The organism is Acidithiobacillus concretivorus, from assembly GCF_018853445.1.
Taxonomy (GTDB): Bacteria; Pseudomonadota; Gammaproteobacteria; order Acidithiobacillales; family Acidithiobacillaceae; genus Acidithiobacillus; species Acidithiobacillus concretivorus.
The window spans coordinates 39,926-59,652 of record NZ_JABELD010000054.1 but is presented as its reverse complement, the minus strand read 5'-3'; the positions used below and the strand labels follow the sequence as shown (position 1 = coordinate 59,652).

The 19,727-nt window shown below is 54.9% G+C and carries 23 protein-coding genes and 1 tRNA gene; 12 read left to right on the top strand and 12 right to left on the bottom strand.

The genetic code is table 11. The annotated features are described in order from the left end of the window. Positions 1 to 25 precede the first annotated feature (25 nt). Both ccsB and HJG40_RS07725 read right to left on the bottom strand, forming a co-directional pair. Positions 26 to 1,195, bottom strand: a complete 1,170-nt coding sequence (ccsB, locus tag HJG40_RS07730) for a c-type cytochrome biogenesis protein CcsB (RefSeq protein ID WP_226857291.1) — start codon at positions 1,193 to 1,195, stop codon at positions 26 to 28. A 226-nt stretch (positions 1,196 to 1,421) separates the two neighbouring features. After that, the gene (locus tag HJG40_RS07725; RefSeq protein ID WP_215863644.1) at positions 1,422 to 1,745 is read right to left on the bottom strand and encodes a hypothetical protein; all 324 of its coding nucleotides are present in this window, start codon (positions 1,743 to 1,745) and stop codon (positions 1,422 to 1,424) included. Between the two features lie 84 nt (positions 1,746 to 1,829). Between HJG40_RS07725 and yoaA the strand changes: the two genes are divergently transcribed. From yoaA to HJG40_RS07695, 6 genes are read left to right on the top strand one after another with little or no spacing between them, the layout of a single operon-like run. Further along, positions 1,830 to 3,743: a DNA repair helicase YoaA gene (gene yoaA, locus HJG40_RS07720; RefSeq protein ID WP_215863643.1), complete on the top strand. Its 1,914-nt coding sequence runs from the start codon at positions 1,830 to 1,832 to the stop codon at positions 3,741 to 3,743. Further along, positions 3,740 to 4,417: a tRNA (adenosine(37)-N6)-threonylcarbamoyltransferase complex dimerization subunit type 1 TsaB gene (tsaB, locus tag HJG40_RS07715; RefSeq protein WP_215863642.1), complete on the top strand. Its 678-nt coding sequence runs from the start codon at positions 3,740 to 3,742 to the stop codon at positions 4,415 to 4,417. Before yoaA ends, tsaB begins: the two co-directional genes overlap by 4 nt. Continuing rightward, the gene (gene rimI, locus HJG40_RS07710; RefSeq protein WP_031574019.1) at positions 4,414 to 4,884 is read left to right on the top strand and encodes a ribosomal protein S18-alanine N-acetyltransferase; all 471 of its coding nucleotides are present in this window, start codon (positions 4,414 to 4,416) and stop codon (positions 4,882 to 4,884) included. The genes tsaB and rimI overlap by 4 nt, the downstream gene beginning before the upstream one ends. A gap of 8 nt (positions 4,885 to 4,892) precedes the next feature. Beyond that, a complete protein-coding gene (locus HJG40_RS07705) occupies positions 4,893 to 6,515 on the top strand; it encodes a peptide chain release factor 3 (protein ID WP_215863641.1) in 1,623 nt (540 codons plus the stop codon). Positions 6,516 to 6,542: 27 nt separating this feature from the next. Next, the gene (locus tag HJG40_RS07700) at positions 6,543 to 6,986 is read left to right on the top strand and encodes an SEL1-like repeat protein (protein ID WP_215863640.1); all 444 of its coding nucleotides are present in this window, start codon (positions 6,543 to 6,545) and stop codon (positions 6,984 to 6,986) included. Then, positions 6,983 to 7,180 (top strand): hypothetical protein, encoded by a 198-nt coding sequence (locus HJG40_RS07695; RefSeq protein WP_215863639.1) that lies wholly within the window; start codon positions 6,983 to 6,985, stop codon positions 7,178 to 7,180. Before HJG40_RS07700 ends, HJG40_RS07695 begins: the two co-directional genes overlap by 4 nt. Positions 7,181 to 7,252: 72 nt before the next feature. Here the strand turns inward: HJG40_RS07695 and HJG40_RS07690 are convergent, their stop codons facing one another. The 9 genes from HJG40_RS07690 to HJG40_RS07650 form a co-directional block, all read right to left on the bottom strand. Then, positions 7,253 to 7,579 carry a hypothetical protein gene (locus HJG40_RS07690; RefSeq protein WP_215863638.1) on the bottom strand — a complete coding sequence of 109 codons (327 nt, stop codon included), beginning with the start codon at positions 7,577 to 7,579 and terminating at the stop codon, positions 7,253 to 7,255. After that, complete coding sequence (locus tag HJG40_RS15395; RefSeq protein WP_368355940.1) at positions 7,515 to 7,655, bottom strand: N-6 DNA methylase; 141 nt, start codon at positions 7,653 to 7,655, stop codon at positions 7,515 to 7,517. The genes HJG40_RS07690 and HJG40_RS15395 overlap by 65 nt, the downstream gene beginning before the upstream one ends. Positions 7,656 to 7,804: 149 nt before the next feature. Next, positions 7,805 to 8,620, bottom strand: a complete 816-nt coding sequence (locus tag HJG40_RS07680) for a KilA-N domain-containing protein (RefSeq protein ID WP_215863636.1) — start codon at positions 8,618 to 8,620, stop codon at positions 7,805 to 7,807. Positions 8,621 to 8,708: 88 nt separating this feature from the next. After that, the gene (locus HJG40_RS07675) at positions 8,709 to 9,692 is read right to left on the bottom strand and encodes a type I restriction endonuclease subunit R (protein ID WP_215863635.1); all 984 of its coding nucleotides are present in this window, start codon (positions 9,690 to 9,692) and stop codon (positions 8,709 to 8,711) included. After that, the gene (locus HJG40_RS07670; protein ID WP_215863634.1) at positions 9,683 to 10,183 is read right to left on the bottom strand and encodes a hypothetical protein; all 501 of its coding nucleotides are present in this window, start codon (positions 10,181 to 10,183) and stop codon (positions 9,683 to 9,685) included. The genes HJG40_RS07675 and HJG40_RS07670 overlap by 10 nt, the downstream gene beginning before the upstream one ends. 73 nt (positions 10,184 to 10,256) lie before the next feature. Next, positions 10,257 to 11,780: a YifB family Mg chelatase-like AAA ATPase gene (locus HJG40_RS07665; protein WP_215863633.1), complete on the bottom strand. Its 1,524-nt coding sequence runs from the start codon at positions 11,778 to 11,780 to the stop codon at positions 10,257 to 10,259. A 3-nt stretch (positions 11,781 to 11,783) separates the two neighbouring features. Then, positions 11,784 to 12,047: an accessory factor UbiK family protein gene (locus HJG40_RS07660; protein ID WP_215863632.1), complete on the bottom strand. Its 264-nt coding sequence runs from the start codon at positions 12,045 to 12,047 to the stop codon at positions 11,784 to 11,786. A 10-nt stretch (positions 12,048 to 12,057) separates the two neighbouring features. Beyond that, entirely contained in the window at positions 12,058 to 13,245 is a 1,188-nt protein-coding gene (locus tag HJG40_RS07655) for an FAD-dependent monooxygenase (RefSeq protein ID WP_215863631.1), read from the bottom strand. Continuing rightward, entirely contained in the window at positions 13,235 to 14,464 is a 1,230-nt protein-coding gene (locus HJG40_RS07650; RefSeq protein WP_215863630.1) for an FAD-dependent monooxygenase, read from the bottom strand. The genes HJG40_RS07655 and HJG40_RS07650 overlap by 11 nt, the downstream gene beginning before the upstream one ends. A 131-nt stretch (positions 14,465 to 14,595) precedes the next feature. Between HJG40_RS07650 and HJG40_RS07645 the strand changes: the two genes are divergently transcribed. The 5 genes from HJG40_RS07645 (at position 14,596) to ubiD (ending at position 19,018) form a co-directional block, all read left to right on the top strand. After that, positions 14,596 to 15,414: a TatD family hydrolase gene (locus HJG40_RS07645; protein ID WP_226857290.1), complete on the top strand. Its 819-nt coding sequence runs from the start codon at positions 14,596 to 14,598 to the stop codon at positions 15,412 to 15,414. Beyond that, positions 15,415 to 16,161 (top strand): tRNA threonylcarbamoyladenosine dehydratase, encoded by a 747-nt coding sequence (locus HJG40_RS07640; RefSeq protein WP_215863629.1) that lies wholly within the window; start codon positions 15,415 to 15,417, stop codon positions 16,159 to 16,161. A 96-nt stretch (positions 16,162 to 16,257) separates the two neighbouring features. Next, on the top strand, positions 16,258 to 16,635 hold the full coding sequence (locus HJG40_RS07635) for an SCP2 sterol-binding domain-containing protein (RefSeq protein WP_226818872.1): 378 nt from the start codon (positions 16,258 to 16,260) through the stop codon (positions 16,633 to 16,635). A gap of 13 nt (positions 16,636 to 16,648) precedes the next feature. Then, positions 16,649 to 17,521, top strand: coding sequence for a phosphate/phosphite/phosphonate ABC transporter substrate-binding protein (locus HJG40_RS07630; protein ID WP_215863628.1), 873 nt, complete (start codon positions 16,649 to 16,651; stop codon positions 17,519 to 17,521). 24 nt (positions 17,522 to 17,545) lie between these two features. Continuing rightward, the gene (ubiD, locus tag HJG40_RS07625) at positions 17,546 to 19,018 is read left to right on the top strand and encodes a 4-hydroxy-3-polyprenylbenzoate decarboxylase (protein WP_215863627.1); all 1,473 of its coding nucleotides are present in this window, start codon (positions 17,546 to 17,548) and stop codon (positions 19,016 to 19,018) included. A 58-nt stretch (positions 19,019 to 19,076) separates the two neighbouring features. Here the strand turns inward: ubiD and HJG40_RS07620 are convergent. Next, positions 19,077 to 19,150: transfer RNA gene (locus tag HJG40_RS07620), tRNA-Gly, on the bottom strand. 114 nt (positions 19,151 to 19,264) lie between these two features. On the opposite strand from HJG40_RS07620, the gene HJG40_RS07615 reads away from it, so the two are divergent. Next, positions 19,265 to 19,567 carry an ArsR/SmtB family transcription factor gene (locus HJG40_RS07615; RefSeq protein ID WP_024893036.1) on the top strand — a complete coding sequence of 101 codons (303 nt, stop codon included), beginning with the start codon at positions 19,265 to 19,267 and terminating at the stop codon, positions 19,565 to 19,567. The last annotated feature ends 160 nt before the right edge of the window (positions 19,568 to 19,727 follow it).

Below are 19,727 nucleotides of genomic sequence, written 5' to 3'. Positions count from 1 at the left end.
GGCCCACAGCCGCATGGCTGACAATTCAGAGTTTGCCGTAGGAATGCAGCCCGCCCAGGAACAAATCGACACCGATGAAACAGAAGGTGACGACGATCAGGCTGATGAAGGCCCACCAGGCCATGGGGCGTCCTTCCCAGTTACGCTGACTGCGGGCGTGCAGGAAGCCGGCATAATTCAGCCAGACAATCAGGGCCCAGGTTTCCTTGGGGTCCCAGGACCAGAATCCCCCCCAGGCCTTGGCTGCCCAGACCGCACCGAGAATGGTGCCGACCGTAAAAAACAAAAATCCGAAGGCGATGGTTCCAGAAAAGGTCTTGTCCAGTAGTTCCAGGCTGGGCAGGCGATCACGCAGGAAGTTGCCGCTGCTGATGGCACGTTCTTTCAGCAAATAGGCCAAACCGGCCATGGCTGAAATATAAAAATTGGCGTAGGCAATGAACATGGAGGGTACATGGATTTTCATCCAGAAGCTCTGCAATGCCGGAATCAGTGGTTGAATACGGTTCAAATGATACGCCGCGCCCACCCAGATCAGAAAAATATCAGCAACCAGCACCAAAGGCAGAACAAAAGCTCCAAGCCCCCGGTTTTCTGTGCGATTTTCGTGAAACAAGTAAAACAGGATGGTGGTCGCACAAAACAACACCATCACATCATAAATATTGCTGACGGGAATATGTCCCCAGGATGGGTGGCCGATATAGGTTTCGCGCCAACGAATAGCCAGACCGGCAAAGCCCAGAACAACAGCAATCCAGGCTAGGCGATGCCCCCAGTTACCCGCATTCTGATTACCGGCAAATAAATACAAATAGTAACCGACGGCACTGAGCAAAATTGCGCCACTCATCCAGTAAAACATCGCATTACTATGAAAAAAGTAGCGGATTGCGAGGCTGTCGTGAGTTGTGAAACCCCATTGATAAAGCCCTACCCCAGTGCCGGAAATGGCCATGACGACCAGAAACAATACCCGGAAAGCAGGCCATTTCAGACCAAACCACATAAGGCCGACATACCACATGCCGAGGATGATAAATTGCCACATCCAGAATTCAGCACGAAATATGGCCCATGTGGCAATGGCGCCGACACTCAGAAAAATGGCCCAGGCAATACGCTGCGCTTTGGAGTTTTCTATGGATGAAGGTTCTTTGAGTGAAAAATAGGGTGATTGGAGTTGCGCTGACATCTTGTTGGCTCCTGTTTCGCGGTAGTGTTTGGCATCTGTTTACAATTTTATAAGGGCTTTAAGCAATAATTAAGCCCGAAAATTCCGGGCTTTTTATCTATCTGCAGAGGCCATAATGCTCGCGTTCAGAATGCGCCAACTTACACATAATTTTAGACTTTTGGGCCTATTTGAACAATCGGAACAAGGCGTCTGGTTCCGAAAGGGCCAACCGGTTTACCCAGTCTCAGGCTTGGGGCGGGGCACTTTGATCCAGTCTGGCCAGTAAGCGAAAACCGCCGATGACACCCAGAATGCGCTCCCGCAGATCGTTTTCAGAATCTTTGGCGGAAACTGGCCAGAATTTGCATTGGGTATGGGCTGCCCGTTGCAGATCAGGTATCCCATCACAGTCCAGAGCAATAAAAAGATCGGGCCATAAGTATTCTGCAGAATTGGCTTTGGCGATCAGCCACTCACCGCCAAGTTCAGCGGCCAATTGGGCAGCATATTGCGCCTTTTCAGGTTCGCTTGGATGCCAGAAGAGGATATGTGCACGTCGTTTATACATGAATGCCCTATTTATAGCGGAATTGTGTAAAAATAGCAGGACAGAGCGCGTAGCGGGAGTAGGCATGAAATTCAGGCGTTGTCAGTGACAATAACAGACTGGTCAGAAAATCTGGGACAAAATGGGGCTTTGGCGCAACGCCTGCCGCAGTTTCGGGCGCGTGCCCAGCAGCAGGCCATGGCCGCGCAGGTTGCCCACACCTTGCAGCAGGGTGGGGTGGCATTGATTGAAGCGGGTACGGGCACCGGTAAAACATTTGCCTACTTGTTGCCCGCCATGCTTTCCGGGCGCAAGGTGCTGGTTTCTACCGGGAGTAAGGCACTGCAAGACCAGATTCTCGAAAAAGACATTCCCTTGCTCATGGATGTGGTGGGTAAGCCGATGCGCGTCAGCCGTCTCAAGGGGCGGTCCAACTATCTTTGTCTGCACCGTCTCCAGCGGTTCAGCATTGAGGGCGTCGCTCCACTGCTGGCGGCGCCTCTCGCAAAAATTGTGGATTGGTCGGGGCGTACCCGAGAGGGAGATATTGCGGAAGTCAGTGGGGTTCCGGAAGACTCGGCGGTGTGGCCGATGGTCACTTCAACCCGGGATAATTGTCTGGGTAGTGAATGTCCTGATTACCAGCGCTGTCATGTCGTGGAAGCGCGGCGCAAGGCTCAGGAAGCCGATTTGCTGGTGGTGAACCACCACCTGCTTTTTTCCGATTTGGCACTCAAGGCCAATGGTATGGGAGACCTGTTGCCCCGGGTGGAAGCGATGGTGCTGGATGAGGCCCATCAGGTTTTTGACCTGGCGGGCCGTTATTTTGGCCGCCAACTCAGCAGTCATCAGTTGTGGGACTGGGCTAGGGACAGCCGTGCGGAAGCCCTTGGCGAAGCGGCAGATGACGCGCCTTTACTGCTGGCCGCCGCCGAACTGGAGACGGCGACCAGTGCCTGGCGCACTGCGCTTGGGGCTGGTGAGGACCGGGTTCAGTGGGCACTGACGCCAGGGTCTCCCCAAGAGGCGGCTTTTATCCATTTACGTCAGGCTGGACTGACGTTGCTGCAAGCCCTTCAGCAGGCTTCTGCGCGGGGCAAGGGATTAGAACAATGTGCAGCACGGGGGGCGGCGTTGCTGGCCAGCGTCGAGTTTTTTTTACTGCATAATGCCCCTGAAATGGTGTTCTGGCAGGAAAAGAGAACGCGTACTGTGCAGTTACACGCCACCCCCCTGGATGTGGCGGGACCGCTGCAAAAATATCTGCTGGAGCCTATTGAGGCACTGGTGTTGACCAGTGCGACCTTGCGGGTAGGGGACAGTTTTACGGTCACCGAGCGGGCGCTGGGTCTGCGTGACGCGCAGACTTTCAATGCCGCTTCACCTTTTGATTATGCCCGCCAATCTTTATTGTATTTACCCTCTGGCCTGCCTGAGCCCAGTCATCCGGGTTATACGACAGCCTGCTTGCAAGCCGCTATACCAGTGATTGAAGCCAGTGCCGGGCGGACTTTTATCCTGTTTACCAGTCATCGCGCCCTGCAGGAGGCCGCGTCCTTTTTGCCCCGCCAACTGGGCTTTCCCGTGCTGGTACAGGGCAGTATGCCGCGTTCGCGCTTGCTGGACCGTTTCCGTAGTCTGGGCAATGCGGTCTTGCTGGGCGCGGCGAGTTTCTGGGAAGGTGTGGATGTGCAGGGAGAGGCTTTGTCCTCGGTTATTATTGATAAACTGCCTTTTGCCAACCCCTCTGATCCGATTTTGCGCGCACGTACCGAGCAGTGTCAGGCAGCGGGCGGCGACCCCTTTCGGGAGCTGCAAATACCCCAGGCCGTCATTGCCTTGCGCCAGGGCGTAGGGCGCTTGATACGCTCGGAAACGGATCGTGGTGTGCTCATGCTCTGCGATCCGCGCCTGCGCAGCAAAGGTTATGGCAAGGTTTTTCTGGAAAGTTTGCCACCCATGCGGCGCGTGAGCGATCTGGAGGCCGTGCAGCAGTTCTGGAAGGCATCGCTGTCATGAGTGATCCGATTATTCTCGCGATAGATACAGCAACCGAAGCCTGCTCGGTTGCTGTGAATGGCGTTGCGGGGGTGGTTGCGGAGTGTCAGGTGGCGGCCAATGCCCACAGCCAGATCTTGTTGCCGATGATCAGCAGGATATTGCAGCGTGCCGGACTGGTTCTTGCCGATCTGGATGCTATCGCCTGCGGGGTGGGACCCGGCGGCTTTACCGGTGTCCGTATTGGGGTCAGTACCGCGCAGGCTCTGGCGATGGCGCGGGGGTTGCCCGTATATCCGGTTTCCAGTTTGCAGGCGTTGGCGGCAGCGACCGTCCAGCCATCGGTTTTGACGGCCCTGGATGCGCGTAAAGGTGAGGTTTATGCCGCCATCTATGTGCAGGATAAGCTTACCGGGCTGCCCGTATTGCAGGGCGAAGAGCGCGTTTGCCCGCCCGGGGCAGTGGCCTGGCCCCAAGAGGGCGGGTATTGGGGGCTGGGTAGCGGGTGGCCCCTGTATCATTCTGAATGGCAGCAGGATAACGTCCTGGGGTGGACGGACGACGCCTATCCGCAGGCAGAAGCGGTTCTGCGTCTGGCGCTGGCCCGTCATCTCCAGGGCGATGACGGTTGTCGTCCTGACCAGCTCGAACCCCATTACATCCGGCCCTTTCTGCCCCAGGATCAACAAAAATGAAGTTGCGACCGATGCAGGCGGAAGATCTGGATGCGGTGGCGGCGCTGGAGTCCCACATTTCCCCAGGGCCCTGGACGCGGGGCATATTCCGGGATTGTATGCAGGCCGGATATGATGCCTGGGTGCTGAAAGATGAAACGGATCTCCTGACGGCTTTTGGTGTCTTGTCTACCGGAGCATCTGAAGCGCATGTGCTGAATCTGGGGGTGAGTCCGGCACAGCGCCGTCGCGGTTATGGGCGTAAAATGCTCATGCATCTCTTGTCGCGCGCCGGGCAATTGGGTGCGGAACGCGCCTTTCTGGAGGTCCGGGTATCCAATACGGCAGCCCAGCAGTTGTACCGCTCGGCGGGTTTTCATGAAATCGGGGTGCGCTTGAATTATTATCGCAATACCGAGGGTCGCGAAGACGCTCTGGTTTTGTCCATGTCTTTGGTTCGTGATGTGCATTTTTTCAAAGAAGGTTAAAAAAACTTATGTCTTCCTCACCTGAAGCACTGGTTCCGTCAGTGGATGCCTTTCTGGAGGCTATTCAACGGCGCCGGACTTTTGCCATTATTTCCCATCCTGATGCGGGTAAAACCACCCTGACGGAAAAACTGTTGTTGTTTGGCGGGGCTATTCAACTAGCGGGGACCGTCAAGGCGCGTAAAAGTAGCCGCCATGCTACCAGTGACTGGATGGCTATTGAAAAAAATCGCGGCATTTCCGTGGCGAGTTCGGTGATGCAGTTTGAATATGCGGATCACGTGATCAACCTGCTGGATACGCCCGGTCACCAGGACTTCTCAGAAGATACTTATCGGGTGCTGACGGCCGTGGACTCGGCCTTGATGGTCATTGACGGCGGTAATGGTGTGGAAGCCCAGACCATCAAATTGCTGGAAGTCTGTCGGTTGCGCGATACGCCCATCATCACCTTCATGAACAAGTTTGACCGTGAAAGCCGGGATCCTACGGAGCTGATGGACGAAGTGGAGTCGGTACTGGGCATTCAATGTGCCCCCGTCACCTGGCCGATTGGTATGGGTAAGCGTTTTCGAGGGGTCTACCACCTGTTGCGGGATGAGGTGCTGGTGTTCGCCCCCGGTGAGGAAACCCGTGAGCATCAGCTGGAATGTATAGCCGGCCTTGATAACCCTGAGCTGGACCGGCGCTTTCCCGAAGAGATGCCCGAGTTGCGAGAACAAGTGGAACTGTTGCGCGCAGCTTCCAATCCGTTTTCACTCGAAGATTTTCTGGCGGGACAGCAGACCCCGGTATTTTTCGGCTCCGCCATCAACAATTTCGGAGTCCGGGAATTACTCGGAGCCCTGATTGACTGGGCACCCTCGCCGCGCCCACGACCAACCACTGGCCGTGCGGTACAACCCGATGAACAGACTTTCAGCGGCTTTGTTTTCAAAATACAGGCCAATATGGATCCCCAGCATCGCGATCGGGTGGCGTTTTTGCGGGTTTGTTCCGGTCATTTTCAGCGCGGCATGAAAATCAAACATCTGCGTATAGGGCGTGATATTCAGGTGCATAATCCCATCACGTTTCTGGCGCAGGAAAGAGAGCTGGTGGAAGACGCCTATGCAGGGGACATCATCGGCCTGCATAACCATGGCAGCATTCAGATTGGTGACAGCTTCAGTCAGGGCGAAGCGCTGCAATTTACAGGAATACCCTATTTTGCGCCGGAATTGTTTCGGCGGGTGCGTCTGCGCAATCCGCTCAAGGCCAAGCAGTTGCAAAAAGGCCTGCAGCAGTTGGCAGAGGAGGGTGCGACCCAGGTTTTCAAGCCACTGCAGGGTGGTGATATGATTCTGGGGGCGGTGGGCGTGCTGCAATTTGATGTGGTGGCAGAACGCTTGAAAACTGAATATGCGGTGGAAGCCATTTTTGATCCGGTTACCGTCCAGACGGCGCGCTGGATTCAATGTGAGGATGCCAAAATCCTGGCAGAATTCACCCGTAAGCATGAAGATCATCTGGCTGAAGATGCGGGGAGGCGCCTTGCCTATCTGGCCCCCTCGCGGGTGAATCTGGATTTGACCATGGAACGCTGGCCGCAGGTCATCTTCCATGCCACCCGGGAGCATGCGGATACCTGAGCTTGTAGACAATAGGAGTTTGCACGGATGAAAAAATCCACCCTGATGGTCCTGATACTGCTGATTTGTCCCCTGGCAGCGGCCGCCCAGGACCTGGAGTCATTGCGCAATCAGGCCGAGTCTGATCCGGCCGCTTTAGCACAGTTGCAGGCGCTTGCCCGTGGGCATGATGCCAAGGCGGCGTTTTATCTGGGGACCCTGTATTCACCGCTGATCACCCGCAAGGAAGTTACCGTCCATAAAGGCTGGCCAGAAACCCTCCATTGGTACCGTAAAGCTGCAGGATTGGGTCTGGCCCGTGCTGATTTTGACCTGGGTCTTGCTTACGAAGAAGGCCTGGGTGTGGGCAAAAATCCGCAACAGGCCAAGACCTATTTTACGCGCATGGCTCATATTGCCCAGCTTGAAACAGCCCTGCCAGCCTCTGCTCAGCTTCCCGCAAACCCGCAGGAGTCGGCGCGGCAGGATTGATGGTTGTTGTGACCGGTCGTATCGCTTATTTGCGCGTCAACAAGAAAACCACTATCCCGAAAAATACCAAGCCTCCTGATAAAGCCAGTAATATTAATGGATTGCTTAAACCTGCGAAGGGACTGGCACCGTACATGATTGCTCCTCAAAGTCGAAGTGTTAAACAGCAGCCACGGCCCGGCAGGGCTGCATGATAGATTTGTCCTAAGAATAATCTGGATATAAACCAGAGCAAAATCTCCTAATGCTGAACACCGATCCCGATTTCAAATACAGCAGGCAGTATGTAAACGGTAAAATCCTTCAATGTGCCGCCGGAGCCGAACAGCACACCCTGTGGGACGATCACGCAGGCGGAAAATGTTCTCGACGAATAGCAGTTTGGTCTTGGTGGTGGCCAGCTGCAGGTTTTCGTTGATGTCACCCTTGTCGATGCTGCCGGTAAAGGGCGGGTTGGCCATGACAATGTCGTGTTCGGATTCTTCGGTGAGCGCAGCAGCGACCGGAGTGCGCACGAAGCCGTCTTCATCAGGTGTGAGGTCTTTGGGACCAGCCTTGATGGCCAGTTGTGTGACGATGTACTTGGTAGGCACCGAGCAGGAAGCCGCCAGAGCCGCAGGCTGGGTCGGCGATCTTGTGGCCCAAATGCGGCTGCACCAGATCGGCCATCAGCTTGATGATGTGGCGCGGGGTGCGGAATTGATCGTTCTTGCCGGGGGCCGGCGGTGGCGATTTTGGATAGCAGCATTTCATAGACATCGCCCTGGATGTCCTGAAAGGCTTGGCCGTTCTCGCGGGAATCGCGCTCCATAGCATGGTTATTTTTCCTCCAACTGCTTGACGTTTCTGTCGGCAAGCAGGAGTTTCATCTGGTGAATGGCGGTCTGGTTCAGGATTTTCAGCCGCTCAGGCTGCGGCAGCCCCTGATGGATGAAATGGGCGTTCAGGGTCTCAAGGTTGGCCAGACAGACCAGCTGGGAGACATTGGCTTCGTCGCGGATATTGCCTTTCAGGTTCGGGTTCTCGTCTCGCCACTGCTTCGCGGTTTTACCGAACAAGGCCATGTTCAGCAGATCCGCCTCGCTGGCATAGATGAAATTGATCTGTTGGGGTGACAGCTCGGGCGGAATCAGGTTCATCTTGATTGCGTCTGTGTGGATGCGGTAATTGATTTTGGTCAGGTTGCGGCGGATGTCCCAGCCGAGCTGTTGGAGTTCATGTTCTTTGAGGCGCTGAAACTCCTTGATCAGGTAAATTTTGAACTCGGCGCTGATCCACATGCCGAATTCGAAAGCAATATCTTTGTGGGCGTAGGTGCCTCCGTAGCGGCCTGCTTTGGCAACCAAACCGATGGCATTGGTTTTGGCCACCCACTCCTTGACGCTGATTTTGTAGCTGTTCAGACCGGCTTGACTTTTAATTGTGGCGAATTCGCCATAATTAAACGCAGGGTTATGCACCTGTTCCCAGATGCCGAGGAACTCGACGGTGTTCCGGTTCCGCAACCAGTCCGAGATAAAGAAATCTCCTTCCTTGGCACGGAGCATGTCGGTCAGGGAAATGAAATCAAGATCGCCATTCGAATAAACCGTTATCTCTGTGCCTTTTACCGATATTTTAGAGTTCTGCTTCATGGCCTCTCCATGCAACCGTCTCGAAGTCGACACGGAAATAATCTGCGACCATCTGCGCAATCTGCGGATTCGTTTTGGTGCCAATTCATCAAGCAGCCAACTGTTTCGTAAGCTGTAAAATTTCGTTGATCTCGGCCGGGCTGAACACGCCGCGAATCCCCTGTGGGTGGATGACTGTGAACGGTGCGTTAATGAGATCTTTCTTCTCGACCTTCTCGCGCTCAATGATGACGCCCTTGAGCAGGTTCAGGAACTCCAGTTGACGGCTGGAGAGGTTGGTGTGCTGCCGGATAAACTGGTCGAAGGCTTCACTAATTGTTTCAGGGAAGCTCTTCAGGGTCTCGATGCCAAGGATGTGGAGGATGAACTGGATGAAGCGGGCCTTATGGTTCTGGTAGGCTTGGCGCAGCAGATTTTCGGTGATGTGGGGGTGTTCGGCATGGAGCAGTTCAGTCAGTTCAAGAGCCTCTTCAGCCGAGACATTCTGACCGTTCTTGAGTTTTTGCAGGATGGGATTGTGCGCGGTCAGCTCCGCGATCATGGCTTCGACCATCTCGCGGTAGCGGCTGATGCTGACCGCTTCGTGCTGAGGGCCGAACTCGACCATTTCTTTGCGGTGGATTTCATCTTTCAGGTCGAGCTGCGTTGGTCCTGGACCGGTCTGCTGCTCACGGAATTTCATCAACGGACCCAGGTGTATGGTCAGCTCGTCAAGGGCATCTTCCATCTCGCAGGTATCCGTTTTATCCCAGTAGTGGTTGCTCTGGGCGGCGCGAATCAGGGTTTCTTCCTGCTTCACGAAACCGACTGAAAGCGGCAGTTCGCTGATCTGTTCGACGATGCCTTCCTTGATCACCACCGATACTTTCGGGAGTGCGGCAATCTGCCGGCGGAGTTTAGCAATTTCCCGCGCAGCGACTTCAGCATGGCCGCTGTCGTTGGCCTTTTCAATTTTGTCGAGCCGTAGCCCCACCAGCCGCACCGGCAGTGACAACTGTGGCTTGAGTTTCTTGCCCTTGGGGTTGAGCTTGAAGTATTCAAAGTTATCCCAGCAGTCGAGGATCAGGAACATATCTTTCTCCAAGCACCCATGTACTCGCGCACGATCAGGGTGTTGGTGCCCTTGTTGATTGCCTGCTTTTCGAGTTGGGTGCCCTCAAAGTTGATCTCCTCGACCTCTTTATCCTGCAGGATAAGCATTTTCTGGTCTTCCAGCGAAATGGTGCGCTTGCTGATGCCTTCCATCTGGAACTTGGTCTGAATTTTCATGACCTGGAAATTGCAGAGGTAGGGCGGCACGTTGTTCACGGCCTCTTCAGCGGCATCGCGGCTGGTCTTTTTGGCTTCGATCACCGCCATCGGCTTGCGGTCTTTACCCAACAGGACATAGTCACTGAATTGGTGGCCCTCATAGGGGGTACGCGCTTCGGCGACACCTTCGGGCAAGGCGGTGAGGATGTCGAACTCCTCGACGACCTGCGTGGGGTCTTTGACATTCCAGCTAGCTTGTGCAAGTTGTCGGTCAATGAGCTCTGACCGGGTTTGCGCCTCGGATTTGGTCATGAGTTACCGCTCTCCCAATACCGAGCAACATCGATTGTTGTAAACCAAGGTGCAGTACTCACGGCATTGACGCTCATGGCTGCCTCAAAGTAGTAAAGCTTTGCGCCAGACGCCGATACTGGATGGCCTCGGCCAGATGCTGCAGGCTGATCGTGGCGCTTTCTTCCAGATCGGCAATGCTGCGGGCCAGACGCAAAATGCGGTGATAGCCACGGGCGGAAAGATGCAGGGTGTCAGCGGCGCGAGTCAGTAAGCGGGCGCCCTCGGGCTGTAGCGCACAATACTGGTCCAATGCTTCGCCCTGAAGTTGGGCATTACGGCAGGACTGTCGTTGCCACTGTAAGTTTATGGCCGCGCTGATCCGCTCGCGCCAGTAGGCAGAACTTTCGCCCTCTGGCGCTTTTTGCAGGAGTTCTACCGGAAGAGCCGGAACTTCTATTTGAATGTCCATACGATCCAGCAGAGGGCCGGAAAGACGGCCACGATACTGGGAAATTTGGGTTGGGGTGCACACACAGGCCCGGTGTGGATTACCGAGATTGCCGCAGGGGCAGGGGTTCATGGCAGCAATCAGCTGAAAACGCGCTGGAAAGGTGCTTTGCTGGGCGGCTCTGGAAATATGGATTTCGCCGGACTCCAGAGGTTCCCGAAGCACTTCAAGCACACTTCGCGAGAATTCCGGCATTTCATCCAGAAAAAGAATGCCATGATGGGCAAGACTGATTTCTCCGGGACGCGGGCGCGATCCCCCACCCACCAGCGCTGCCGAAGAGGCACTGTGATGGGGGGAACGAAAGGGGCGTTGTCCCCAGCGTTGCACATCAAATCCACCGCTTTGCAGGCTATGGATAGCGGCCACTTCCAGGGCTTCGTTGCGGCGCAGAGGCGGAAGCAATCCGGGCAACCGCGCGGCCAGCATGCTTTTCCCGGTCCCCGGAGGCCCGGACAGAAGAATATGATGACCTCCAACGGCCGCAATAATCAGTGCCCGTTTGACGGTTTCCTGACCGCGCACATCCCGCAAGTCCGGATAGGGGATGGCGTTTTTGCCGATCTCCTCATGGGGGGGTGTTTCAGGCAGTTGTTGGGTGCCGCGCAGGTGGGCCACTGCTTCTGCGAGATGACGGCAGGCCAATACGGGTGCAGTGCGGGCCAAAGCGGCTTCCACGGCATTGCCCTCCGGGAGCAGTAAAGCATGACCTGCCTGACCAGCGGCCAGACTGCTGGAGAGGGCTCCAGTCACCGGGCGCAAGCTGCCATCCAGCGCCAGTTCGCCGATCAGTTCCAGATTTTCCAAGGCTTTCAGAGGGATCTGACCGCTGGCGGCGAGAATGCCAATGGCAATGGGCAGGTCAAAACGTCCCCCATCCTTGGGAAGATCGGCAGGTGCCAGATTGACGACCATACGTCGGGCCGGAAACTCGAATCCACTGTTCTGAATGGCAGAGCGGACGCGATCTCGGGATTCCTTGACAGCAGTCTCGGCTAATCCTACCACCGCAAAAGTGGGCAGGCCCGGCCCCAGATCGCATTCTACGGCGACTGCAGCAGCATGCACCCCCGTGAGCGCACGACTCTGGACAATCGCCAGAGGCAAAGTTCAGTCCTTGTCGGTATTTTCGTCGAGGGCTGCTTTGGGAGCCAGGGCGTCCAGGCGTGCTTCCAGGGCTACCACGCGTGAGGCCAGTCGGGATACCAGATCCTGCTGGACATCAAATTCGTCGCGGGTAACCAGATCCAGGCGATCCAAAGCGTTGGAGAGAATGGCCTTGACCTGTTTGTCCACATCTTCTTTGACGGTGCCCAGGCGCGCAAATGCGTCACCAAGAGTGGCAGCAATATCATCAGCAATACGGTGTTGCATGGTGGTCTCCTTAAAGGCCCATGGCCTGACGAATCAGAAAGCGTTTAACCGGTGGAAGCATTGCCGTTCCCAGCATGCCAATATCGCGCAGGTGGGCAAGACCACGACTGCGATTGGAAAACAGATGGCTCAGTGCCCCGCAGGTCATTACGTTGAGGAGATTATCAGGGCGTCGCGCTCTTTGATAGCGGCGCAGTGCAGAATTATCTCCCCAGTCCTCATGTTGGGCTCGGGCATCGCGAATGGTGGTCATTAATGCCTGAACATCGCGGAAGCCCAGATTGACCCCCAGTCCGGCCAAGGGGTGCACACCATGCGCACTATCTCCCAGAACCACACAGCGGTCACCCACATAACGGCTGCTGTGCAGACCGGAAAGTGGGTAACTGCTGCGCTGGCCAATACGCAGGAAATGCCCCAGTTGCGGCCCGAATGCCAGGTGAAGGGCCGCTAAAAATGCGCTGTCATCCATGGCCATCAAACGCCGCGCCACGGCGTGTTTGGCACTCCAGACGATGGATGCACGGGGATGATTTTCGGCGTCAGCGCTGAAGGGCAGGACGGCCAGGGGACCCGTAGCCAGAAAACGCTGATAGGCGATCCCGCGATGGGGTTTTTCCATCCATACGGTGGCGGTGATGGCATCCTGGCCGTAGTTTTCATGAAAAACCGGTGCCTGAATAAGTTGTTTGCGCAGGGTGGATTGGCGGCCTTCGGCAATGGCCAGGAGGGTGGTTTTATATTCAGTTCCGTCTGCTGTGCTGAGTTGCATGTGTTGCTGATCAGCCCAGGCCTGAGCAATTTCCTGAGCGTAAAGCACAGTGACTCCCGCCTCAGCCAGAGCGGCATGGAGCTGCTGCTCCAAACGCCGGTTTTCAACAATATGACCGAGAAAGGTTTCGCCGGCTTCTTCGGCGTCCAGATGAATGCTGCCGGAATTTTCAGCATCCCAGACCCGCATCCTCTCGACTTTGCTGCCGAGAGTGGTCAGGTCGATACCCAGTTCCTGTAAAAAACGCTGAGAACCATTGGCCACCAGACTTGCTCGTTCCAAGGGATCGGTCAGGGCGCAGACCGGTTGCGGACGTTTTTCAAAAAGTGCGACCCGGAGACCGCTTTGCCGGGCAGCCAGTGCCAGACTGGCACCGACCATGCCTGCCCCGGAAATGATCAGGTCGTAATGTGCGTCAGTAGACATGGACAGACTCCCTCATCAGGTCCGGGATGCTGCTCCCGACAGGCAGACGAATGCCCGCCAGGCGGGCAGCGAGTTCGCGTTTCCCCAGCGTGCTTTGTTCGAGCAGGGCCAGGGCTGCGGCACGGGCGAAACGCAATGGCAGGCGCGGACTGCTGAACAGGCGGTTCATGGCTTCGGTGAAGGCGATGGTTTCCAGGCGGTCCCGGCGGCGAATCCGGCTGTAATCTTCCAGCAAGCGCTTGGCTCCTGGATCATGCCCGGCAGCGGCCGCCTCCCGAAGCAGGGCGGCCAGGGTGATGACATCGCGTAAGCCCAGATTGTAACCTTGGCCAGCCAGGGGATGGAGCGTTTGGGCCGCATTTCCCACCAGTGCCAGACGTTGACTGGGCTGGGCCCATAATTGCTGAAAAAACAAAGGATAAACACTGCGCGGGCCGGTGCTGGTCAGCGGGGGAAGATGGGGTGGCCGTTGGCGGTTCAGGGCTTCCAGAAAAGCGAAATCACTTAAATCCAGCATCTGGCTGGCGGCACTGGGACGCAAGCTCCAGACAATGGAAAATTGCTGCTGACCAATAGGCAGAAAAGCCAGTGGCCCGCTCTCCTGAAAATGTTCAAAGGCAATGCCCGGTAAGGCTTCACGCGGTGTTACCGTGGTGACAATGGCATGCCGGTTATGATCCCAACCCGTGCGCTGCAAAGCCGCCAGACGGGCAAGGCCCCCATGTCCCCCGTCGGCCACGACAGCCAATGCCGTGTCTACGCGAAGGTCCGGCCAATCAAGCTGGAGACGATCGGGAAACCACTGCATACCTTCCAGAGGCCCCATCGCTTCCTGTTGTAGCGTAGTACATTGCGCCAGCGGCAGTGCCAGCGCTGATTGCAAGGTATTCAGTCCGGCGACTTCTCCCAAACGTTGTTCCGGCGCTTCCAAAAGCTGCTGCTCCAGGCGGACCCGACCGCTGAGTCCCTGTTGGGTGATCTGGACGGTTTCAATGGCGGCAGCATCATGCAGAGGCATTTGGACGCCGAGATGGCTGAGAAGACGACGACTCCCCAGTGCCAGGGCAACCGTCCGCTCACTATGCACAGGGCGTGACTGCTGCAGCGGAAAGGTATCCACCATGAGTACGTTGAGGGAGGTCTGTTGCAGGGCCAGCACCAGACTGTGCGCCACAGGCCCATTGCCGAGGATGGTAATATCGGCGGTCAGGCTACGCATAATTTCTCCGGTACTTGAGCATATCCTGCCATTTAAGACCAAGATGCCGCTTGCAGCAAGTCATGAAGCGTCAAATCCGGCGATGCATGCGGACACAAGCCAACAGAAAGTCCTAGAATAGCGGGATGGATATGAGCACAGTGAACCATGGCGGCAGTTCAGGTGGTACGTCGCAAAACCCTTTTCTGCGGGGTTTGATTGACAGTCATTGTCATCTGGATGACGAGGCCTTTGCTCCAGACCGTAGCGCCGTCATACAAAGGGCCAAAAATGCTGGCATCGATAAAATTCTGGTACCTGCTTACAGTCCGGCATTGTGGCCGCGTCTGCACCATCTCTGCGCACAACAGCCCATGCTTTATCCGGCTTACGGCGTGCACCCTTTATATATCAATGCGTGTGCTTCCGACTGGCTTGAGCAACTGCGAGGCCTGCTGGATCAGGCGGTGGCGGTTGGCGAAATTGGACTCGATCTTTCGGAAAATGCGCCTGATTATGGGTCGCAAGTGGCCTGCCTGAAAATGCAGTTGCATCTGGCCCAAGAGCTGAATTTGCCCGTGATTCTCCACGCGCGTCGAACTTTGGAAGCACTGTCACAGATTTTACGCGATTTTCCGGGGCTGCGCGGGGTGGTGCATAGTTTTTCCGGGAGCCTGGTACAGGCACAACGACTGGTGGACAGAGGATTTTATCTGGGTTTAGGAGGGGCTTTTACCCATGCGCGGGCCCTGCGCCTGCGGGCCACTATCCAGTCCCTGCCCCTGGAGCAGATTCTGGTTGAAACGGACGCTCCCTGGCAATCTGCCGAAAGTTACCGGGGGCAGCGCAACGAACCCGCCTTTCTGCTGGAAACCGTCCATGCGCTTGCGCGTCTGCTCCAGATGTCGCCGCAAGCGTTGGCAGAGCAGCTCACCCATAATACTCTGGCTCTTTTTCAGGAAAAATTATAAATGCAAGATTCCTTTATTCGTAGTGAAATTCTTTTGGGTGCTTCGGCAGTGGCCGATTTGCGGCACCGTCATGTACTTATTGCCGGGGTGGGGGGCGTGGGTGGATATGTGGCAGAAAACCTGGCCCGGGCGGGGGTCGGTAAAATCACCCTGGTTGATCACGACGTGGTTTCCTCGTCGAATATTAACCGCCAGTTGGTGGCTTTGCACTCGACGCTGGGCGAGCCCAAGGTGGCAGTGATGACAGCACGTATTCAGGATATTTCTCCAGATTGTGAAGTGGTCGCCCGTGAGGCGTTTATTACTGTTGACAATGCCGAGCAGATCCTTCGCGAAAGTGGCGCGGAAGTAGTAGCGGATTGTATTGATGCCATTGCCTGGAAAGCGGTGCTTATTCAATCCGCCCAGCACTTGGGTTTAGAAGTGTTTTCGAGTATGGGCGCCGGGAATCGTCTGGACCCCCGGCGGGTGCGAGTGGCTAAATTGAATCAGACGGCGACCTGTCCGCTGGCCCGTGAAGTCCGGGCGTTGCTCCGCAAAAACGGCGCTAGCCTCGATTTTCTAACCGTATTTTCCGATGAAACGCCGCGACCTGCCGCTCCCCAGGAGCCGGTTAGTGGCCCGCTAGGGCGGCCCAAAACGGTCAATGGAACTATTTCCTATATGCCCGCGATATTTGGTGTGTTGCTTGCCGGAATGATTGTGCAATATTTTCTTGCAGCTGGCGAAAATAAAAAATGCAACTAACTATACGTTTATACTGAGAAGTTCAAAAGCATATAACCAGATTATTATGTTATTGGGTTTGGTAGCGTTGGGGCGCTTTAAGTTATGGCAAAATTCATGAGTACGGAGTGGATTCGTCTGGTGGGTAAACAATGGGATACGCATCCGGAAATTCAGAAAGATCTGAAAAATTTTAATGCGACCTGGGAATACTATATTGAGGATCGTCCCGATATACCCCATGTCATGCTTTTCTGCAAAGCCGGGAAAGTCATCTATGCGGGCCCTTCCGATGGTCGTCGCCGTGATTTCATCATGTGGACCTCTATGGACAACTGGAAAAAAATTCTTTCCGGCGAACTGTCCGGAAAAGCCGCGCTGATGACGCGCAAGCTGAAATTTAAAGGGTCCATGATGACCGCCATGAAATATATGACCCCATTCAATATTCATTTGAGTATTCTGGGTGAAATACCCGTCGATTTTGATATTTAGGACGGATGCTTTGATGACAGAAAAAGTTTCTCCTTCCAACACTACGCTAAACTTTACCGTTGACCCGAATTATTCAGGGAAAAATCTGCCAGGCTGGTTTTTGATGAATACTTTCTTGCAGCGCCATCTGGGTCAGGTAATGCATTTTCAGCCGCAGGATGATTTTGACAGTGGCCGGGCGGCGGTGTTGTCCGGAAATTATGATTTGGTCTATGCCAATCCCTTTGATTGGGTGCAGTATCAGCAAAAGCTGGGTTTTCTGCCCATCGTCAAGCCGCAAAACCATTTTGATGAAGTGTACTTGTGCGCACCAGCGGCAGGCACTATTCAACATGCGGAGGATTTTCCGGAGCGTATCCGGATTGCTTCGGCGCATCCCTCAACTCTGGTCCATATGGTAGGGCTATTCCTCATGGATAAGGCGGATATTGATCGAGCGCGCCTGGATTTTGTGTTTACCGGTAGCTATCAAGGGGTTCTCAAGGCGTTATTGCAGGGCCAGGCTGATTTGGGTTTTCTTTTTAACGAAGTCTACAACAGTGCCAGTAAGCTGATCCGTGAACGTTTACGAGTGATTGATCAGTCCGATGATGCCTTTGCTTTTCATGCTTTTTGCGTGGGTCCACGGTTACTGCCACAACGGGAATTATTGACGGACTTGTTGACAGGTATGGATCAGGAGCCTCGTGGTAAAAATCTGTTGGAAGATTTGGGCTTTTCCGGGTTTGAGGCGGTTACGGAAGATGAAATTGCCTGCCTTGCCAGCCTTGCTGATGAATATATCAGCGGTCACGAAGCCATTGATATTCGTGCAACCTCCAGCCTGGCAGTGGAAGACAGCGCCTTTGTCGTGGCCCGCGAAGATCCCGAAGGCGGGACAAATTAGCCGGGCTGCGGTTACAATGCACCTATGAGCTATCGTGACCTGCGTGCCTTTATTGCCGACCTTGAAAAACGTGACCTGCTGCGTACCCTGAATGTACCTGTTTCTCCGCAGCTGGAGATGACGGAAATTTGTGACCGTACCCTGCGGGCAGGTGGCCCTGCTGTTTTATTCAAAAACCCCAGCGGGTTCGAAATACCGGTGCTGGGCAATCTTTTTGGAACCACGGAAAGAGTCGCTCTGGGCATGGGCGCCGAGTCGCTGGCTGATCTGCGTCAGATTGGTCAATTGCTGTCCTATCTCAAGGAGCCGGATCCTCCCCGGGGGCTGAAGGACCTGTGGAGCAAATTACCGACTTTGCGCAAGGTGCTGTATATGGCTCCGACAAATATTGCGCGCCCGGTTTGTCAGGAAGTGATCATGCGCGGCGACGCCGTGGATTTATCCACCTTGCCGGTGCAGACCTGTTGGCCTGATGATGCTGCGCCGCTCATGACCTGGGGGCTGACCATTACCAAAGGTCCGCACAAGCGGCGTGCCAATATGGGTATTTACCGACAACAGGTCATTGGTCGTAATCGGGTGATCATGCGTTGGCTGGCGCACCGGGGTGGAGCGCAGGATTTACGGGAATTTCAAAAATTACATCCGGGTGAAGCTTTCCCGGTTGCCGTGGCCTATGGGGCTGACCCGGCCACCATTCTCGCCGCCGTTATTCCCATTCCCGATACGGTTTCCGAACATCAGTTTGCGGGATTATTACGGGGCGGACGGACAGAGCTGGCTAAAGCACTGACCGTACCCCTGCAAGTTCCGGCGCGTGCGGAAATAGTCCTGGAAGGACACATCTATCCGGATGATATGGCTGAAGAGGGTCCTTTTGGGGATCACACCGGGTATTATAACGAAACCCAGAAATTTCCCGTTTTTACGGTCGAGGCCGTCACCCACCGCGAAAACCCCATTTATCATAGTACCTATACCGGACGTCCTCCGGATGAGCCAGCCATTCTTGGTGCGGCTCTGAACGAGGTTTTTGTGCCGCTCCTGCAAAAGCAGTTTCCGGAAATTGTTGATTTTTATCTGCCCCCTGAAGGCTGCTCCTATCGCCTGGCTGTAGTTAGTATTCGCAAGGGATATCCAGGACATGCCAAACGCGTCATGTTTGGTATCTGGGGTTTTTTGCGTCAGTTCATGTATACCAAATTTATTATTGTCGTGGACGACGACATTAATGTACGCAGTTGGGAGGATGTCATCTGGGCGATGACAACGCGCATGGACCCAGTACGGGACATCACGCTGATAGACAATACGCCCATCGATTACCTTGATTTTGCTTCACCGGTCGCCGGTCTGGGCGGTAAAACGGGTTTTGATGCCACCAACAAGATGCCGGGAGAAACCAGCCGGGAATGGGGACGTCCCATCCAGATGACCAGCGCCGTGCGGGATAGCGTGGATGCTATACTAAGTAGTCTGGAGCGCCCGCTTTTCTAATCGGGTAGGGTTGGGGTTTCTAAAATTGTTGTATGGGGTTATTCTCATTCGCTGATGGTGGAGCGGGTGATGGGAATCGAACCCACGCCATGAGCTTGGGAAGCTCAGGTTCTACCATTGAACTACACCCGCATGCGCTGGATTCTAAGCGCATGCGGGTGAAAACGCAAGGCAGCAAAACAAGTTTCGATGTAAGAATTTTCAATTAAAGTCAATAAGATGGTTAATAGACCAAGAGGCAAGAATATGGAAGAGTTACCAACCCGGGAAGAGGATATCGAGCAGGCTTCGCGTTCTCTGAAAGCCATGGCCCACCCACTGCGCCTTAAGGTGCTTTGTGTTTTGGGTTCAGAAGAAATGAGTGTTCAGGACATCGTCTCCGCAGTGGGTACCACGCAGAGTAATATTTCTCAGCATCTCGCCATTTTGCGGGAAAAAGATATCCTCCGCGCTCGCAAGGACGCCAACAAGGTTTATTATCGGGTGGGTGATCCGCGCACTTTGCGCCTGATTTCCATGATGAGTGATGTGTTCTGTAGTATTCACTGAAACGCTGGAAAATCTGAATCAGTGGCTAGCGAATGCCATGCCGGCGAGAACTGGTGCCCGATACGCATTTGTGGAATATGATGATATTCTGATATACTCCGCCGCCTGTGCCTGCTGGTTTTCAGAAAACGCAAAGAAAAGCAATTGGTAATGGCTGCGT

Bases quoted from the DNA above. Each gene is read 5' to 3' on its own strand.
- HJG40_RS07680 (WP_215863636.1), bottom strand. From the start codon at position 8,620: ATGAAGCAGAACTCTAAAATATCGGTAAAAGGCACAGAGATAACGGTT.
- HJG40_RS07655 (WP_215863631.1), bottom strand. From the start codon at position 13,245: ATGTCTACTGACGCACATTACGACCTGATCATTTCCGGGGCAGGCATG.
- HJG40_RS07630 (WP_215863628.1), top strand. From the start codon at position 16,649: ATGACAGAAAAAGTTTCTCCTTCCAACACTACGCTAAACTTTACCGTT.
- HJG40_RS15395 (WP_368355940.1), bottom strand. From the start codon at position 7,655: ATGGCCGATCTGGTGCAGCCGCATTTGGGCCACAAGATCGCCGACCCA.
- HJG40_RS07640 (WP_215863629.1), top strand. From the start codon at position 15,415: ATGCAAGATTCCTTTATTCGTAGTGAAATTCTTTTGGGTGCTTCGGCA.
- ubiD (WP_215863627.1), top strand. From the start codon at position 17,546: ATGAGCTATCGTGACCTGCGTGCCTTTATTGCCGACCTTGAAAAACGT.
- HJG40_RS07660 (WP_215863632.1), bottom strand. From the start codon at position 12,047: ATGCAACACCGTATTGCTGATGATATTGCTGCCACTCTTGGTGACGCA.
- HJG40_RS07725 (WP_215863644.1), bottom strand. From the start codon at position 1,745: ATGTATAAACGACGTGCACATATCCTCTTCTGGCATCCAAGCGAACCT.
- HJG40_RS07675 (WP_215863635.1), bottom strand. From the start codon at position 9,692: ATGTTCCTGATCCTCGACTGCTGGGATAACTTTGAATACTTCAAGCTC.
- tsaB (WP_215863642.1), top strand. From the start codon at position 3,740: ATGAGTGATCCGATTATTCTCGCGATAGATACAGCAACCGAAGCCTGC.
- HJG40_RS07650 (WP_215863630.1), bottom strand. From the start codon at position 14,464: ATGCGTAGCCTGACCGCCGATATTACCATCCTCGGCAATGGGCCTGTG.
- HJG40_RS07615 (WP_024893036.1), top strand. From the start codon at position 19,265: ATGGAAGAGTTACCAACCCGGGAAGAGGATATCGAGCAGGCTTCGCGT.
- ccsB (WP_226857291.1), bottom strand. From the start codon at position 1,195: ATGTCAGCGCAACTCCAATCACCCTATTTTTCACTCAAAGAACCTTCA.
- HJG40_RS07635 (WP_226818872.1), top strand. From the start codon at position 16,258: ATGAGTACGGAGTGGATTCGTCTGGTGGGTAAACAATGGGATACGCAT.
- HJG40_RS07670 (WP_215863634.1), bottom strand. From the start codon at position 10,183: ATGACCAAATCCGAGGCGCAAACCCGGTCAGAGCTCATTGACCGACAA.
- rimI (WP_031574019.1), top strand. From the start codon at position 4,414: ATGAAGTTGCGACCGATGCAGGCGGAAGATCTGGATGCGGTGGCGGCG.
- HJG40_RS07700 (WP_215863640.1), top strand. From the start codon at position 6,543: ATGAAAAAATCCACCCTGATGGTCCTGATACTGCTGATTTGTCCCCTG.
- HJG40_RS07705 (WP_215863641.1), top strand. From the start codon at position 4,893: ATGTCTTCCTCACCTGAAGCACTGGTTCCGTCAGTGGATGCCTTTCTG.
- HJG40_RS07645 (WP_226857290.1), top strand. From the start codon at position 14,596: ATGAGCACAGTGAACCATGGCGGCAGTTCAGGTGGTACGTCGCAAAAC.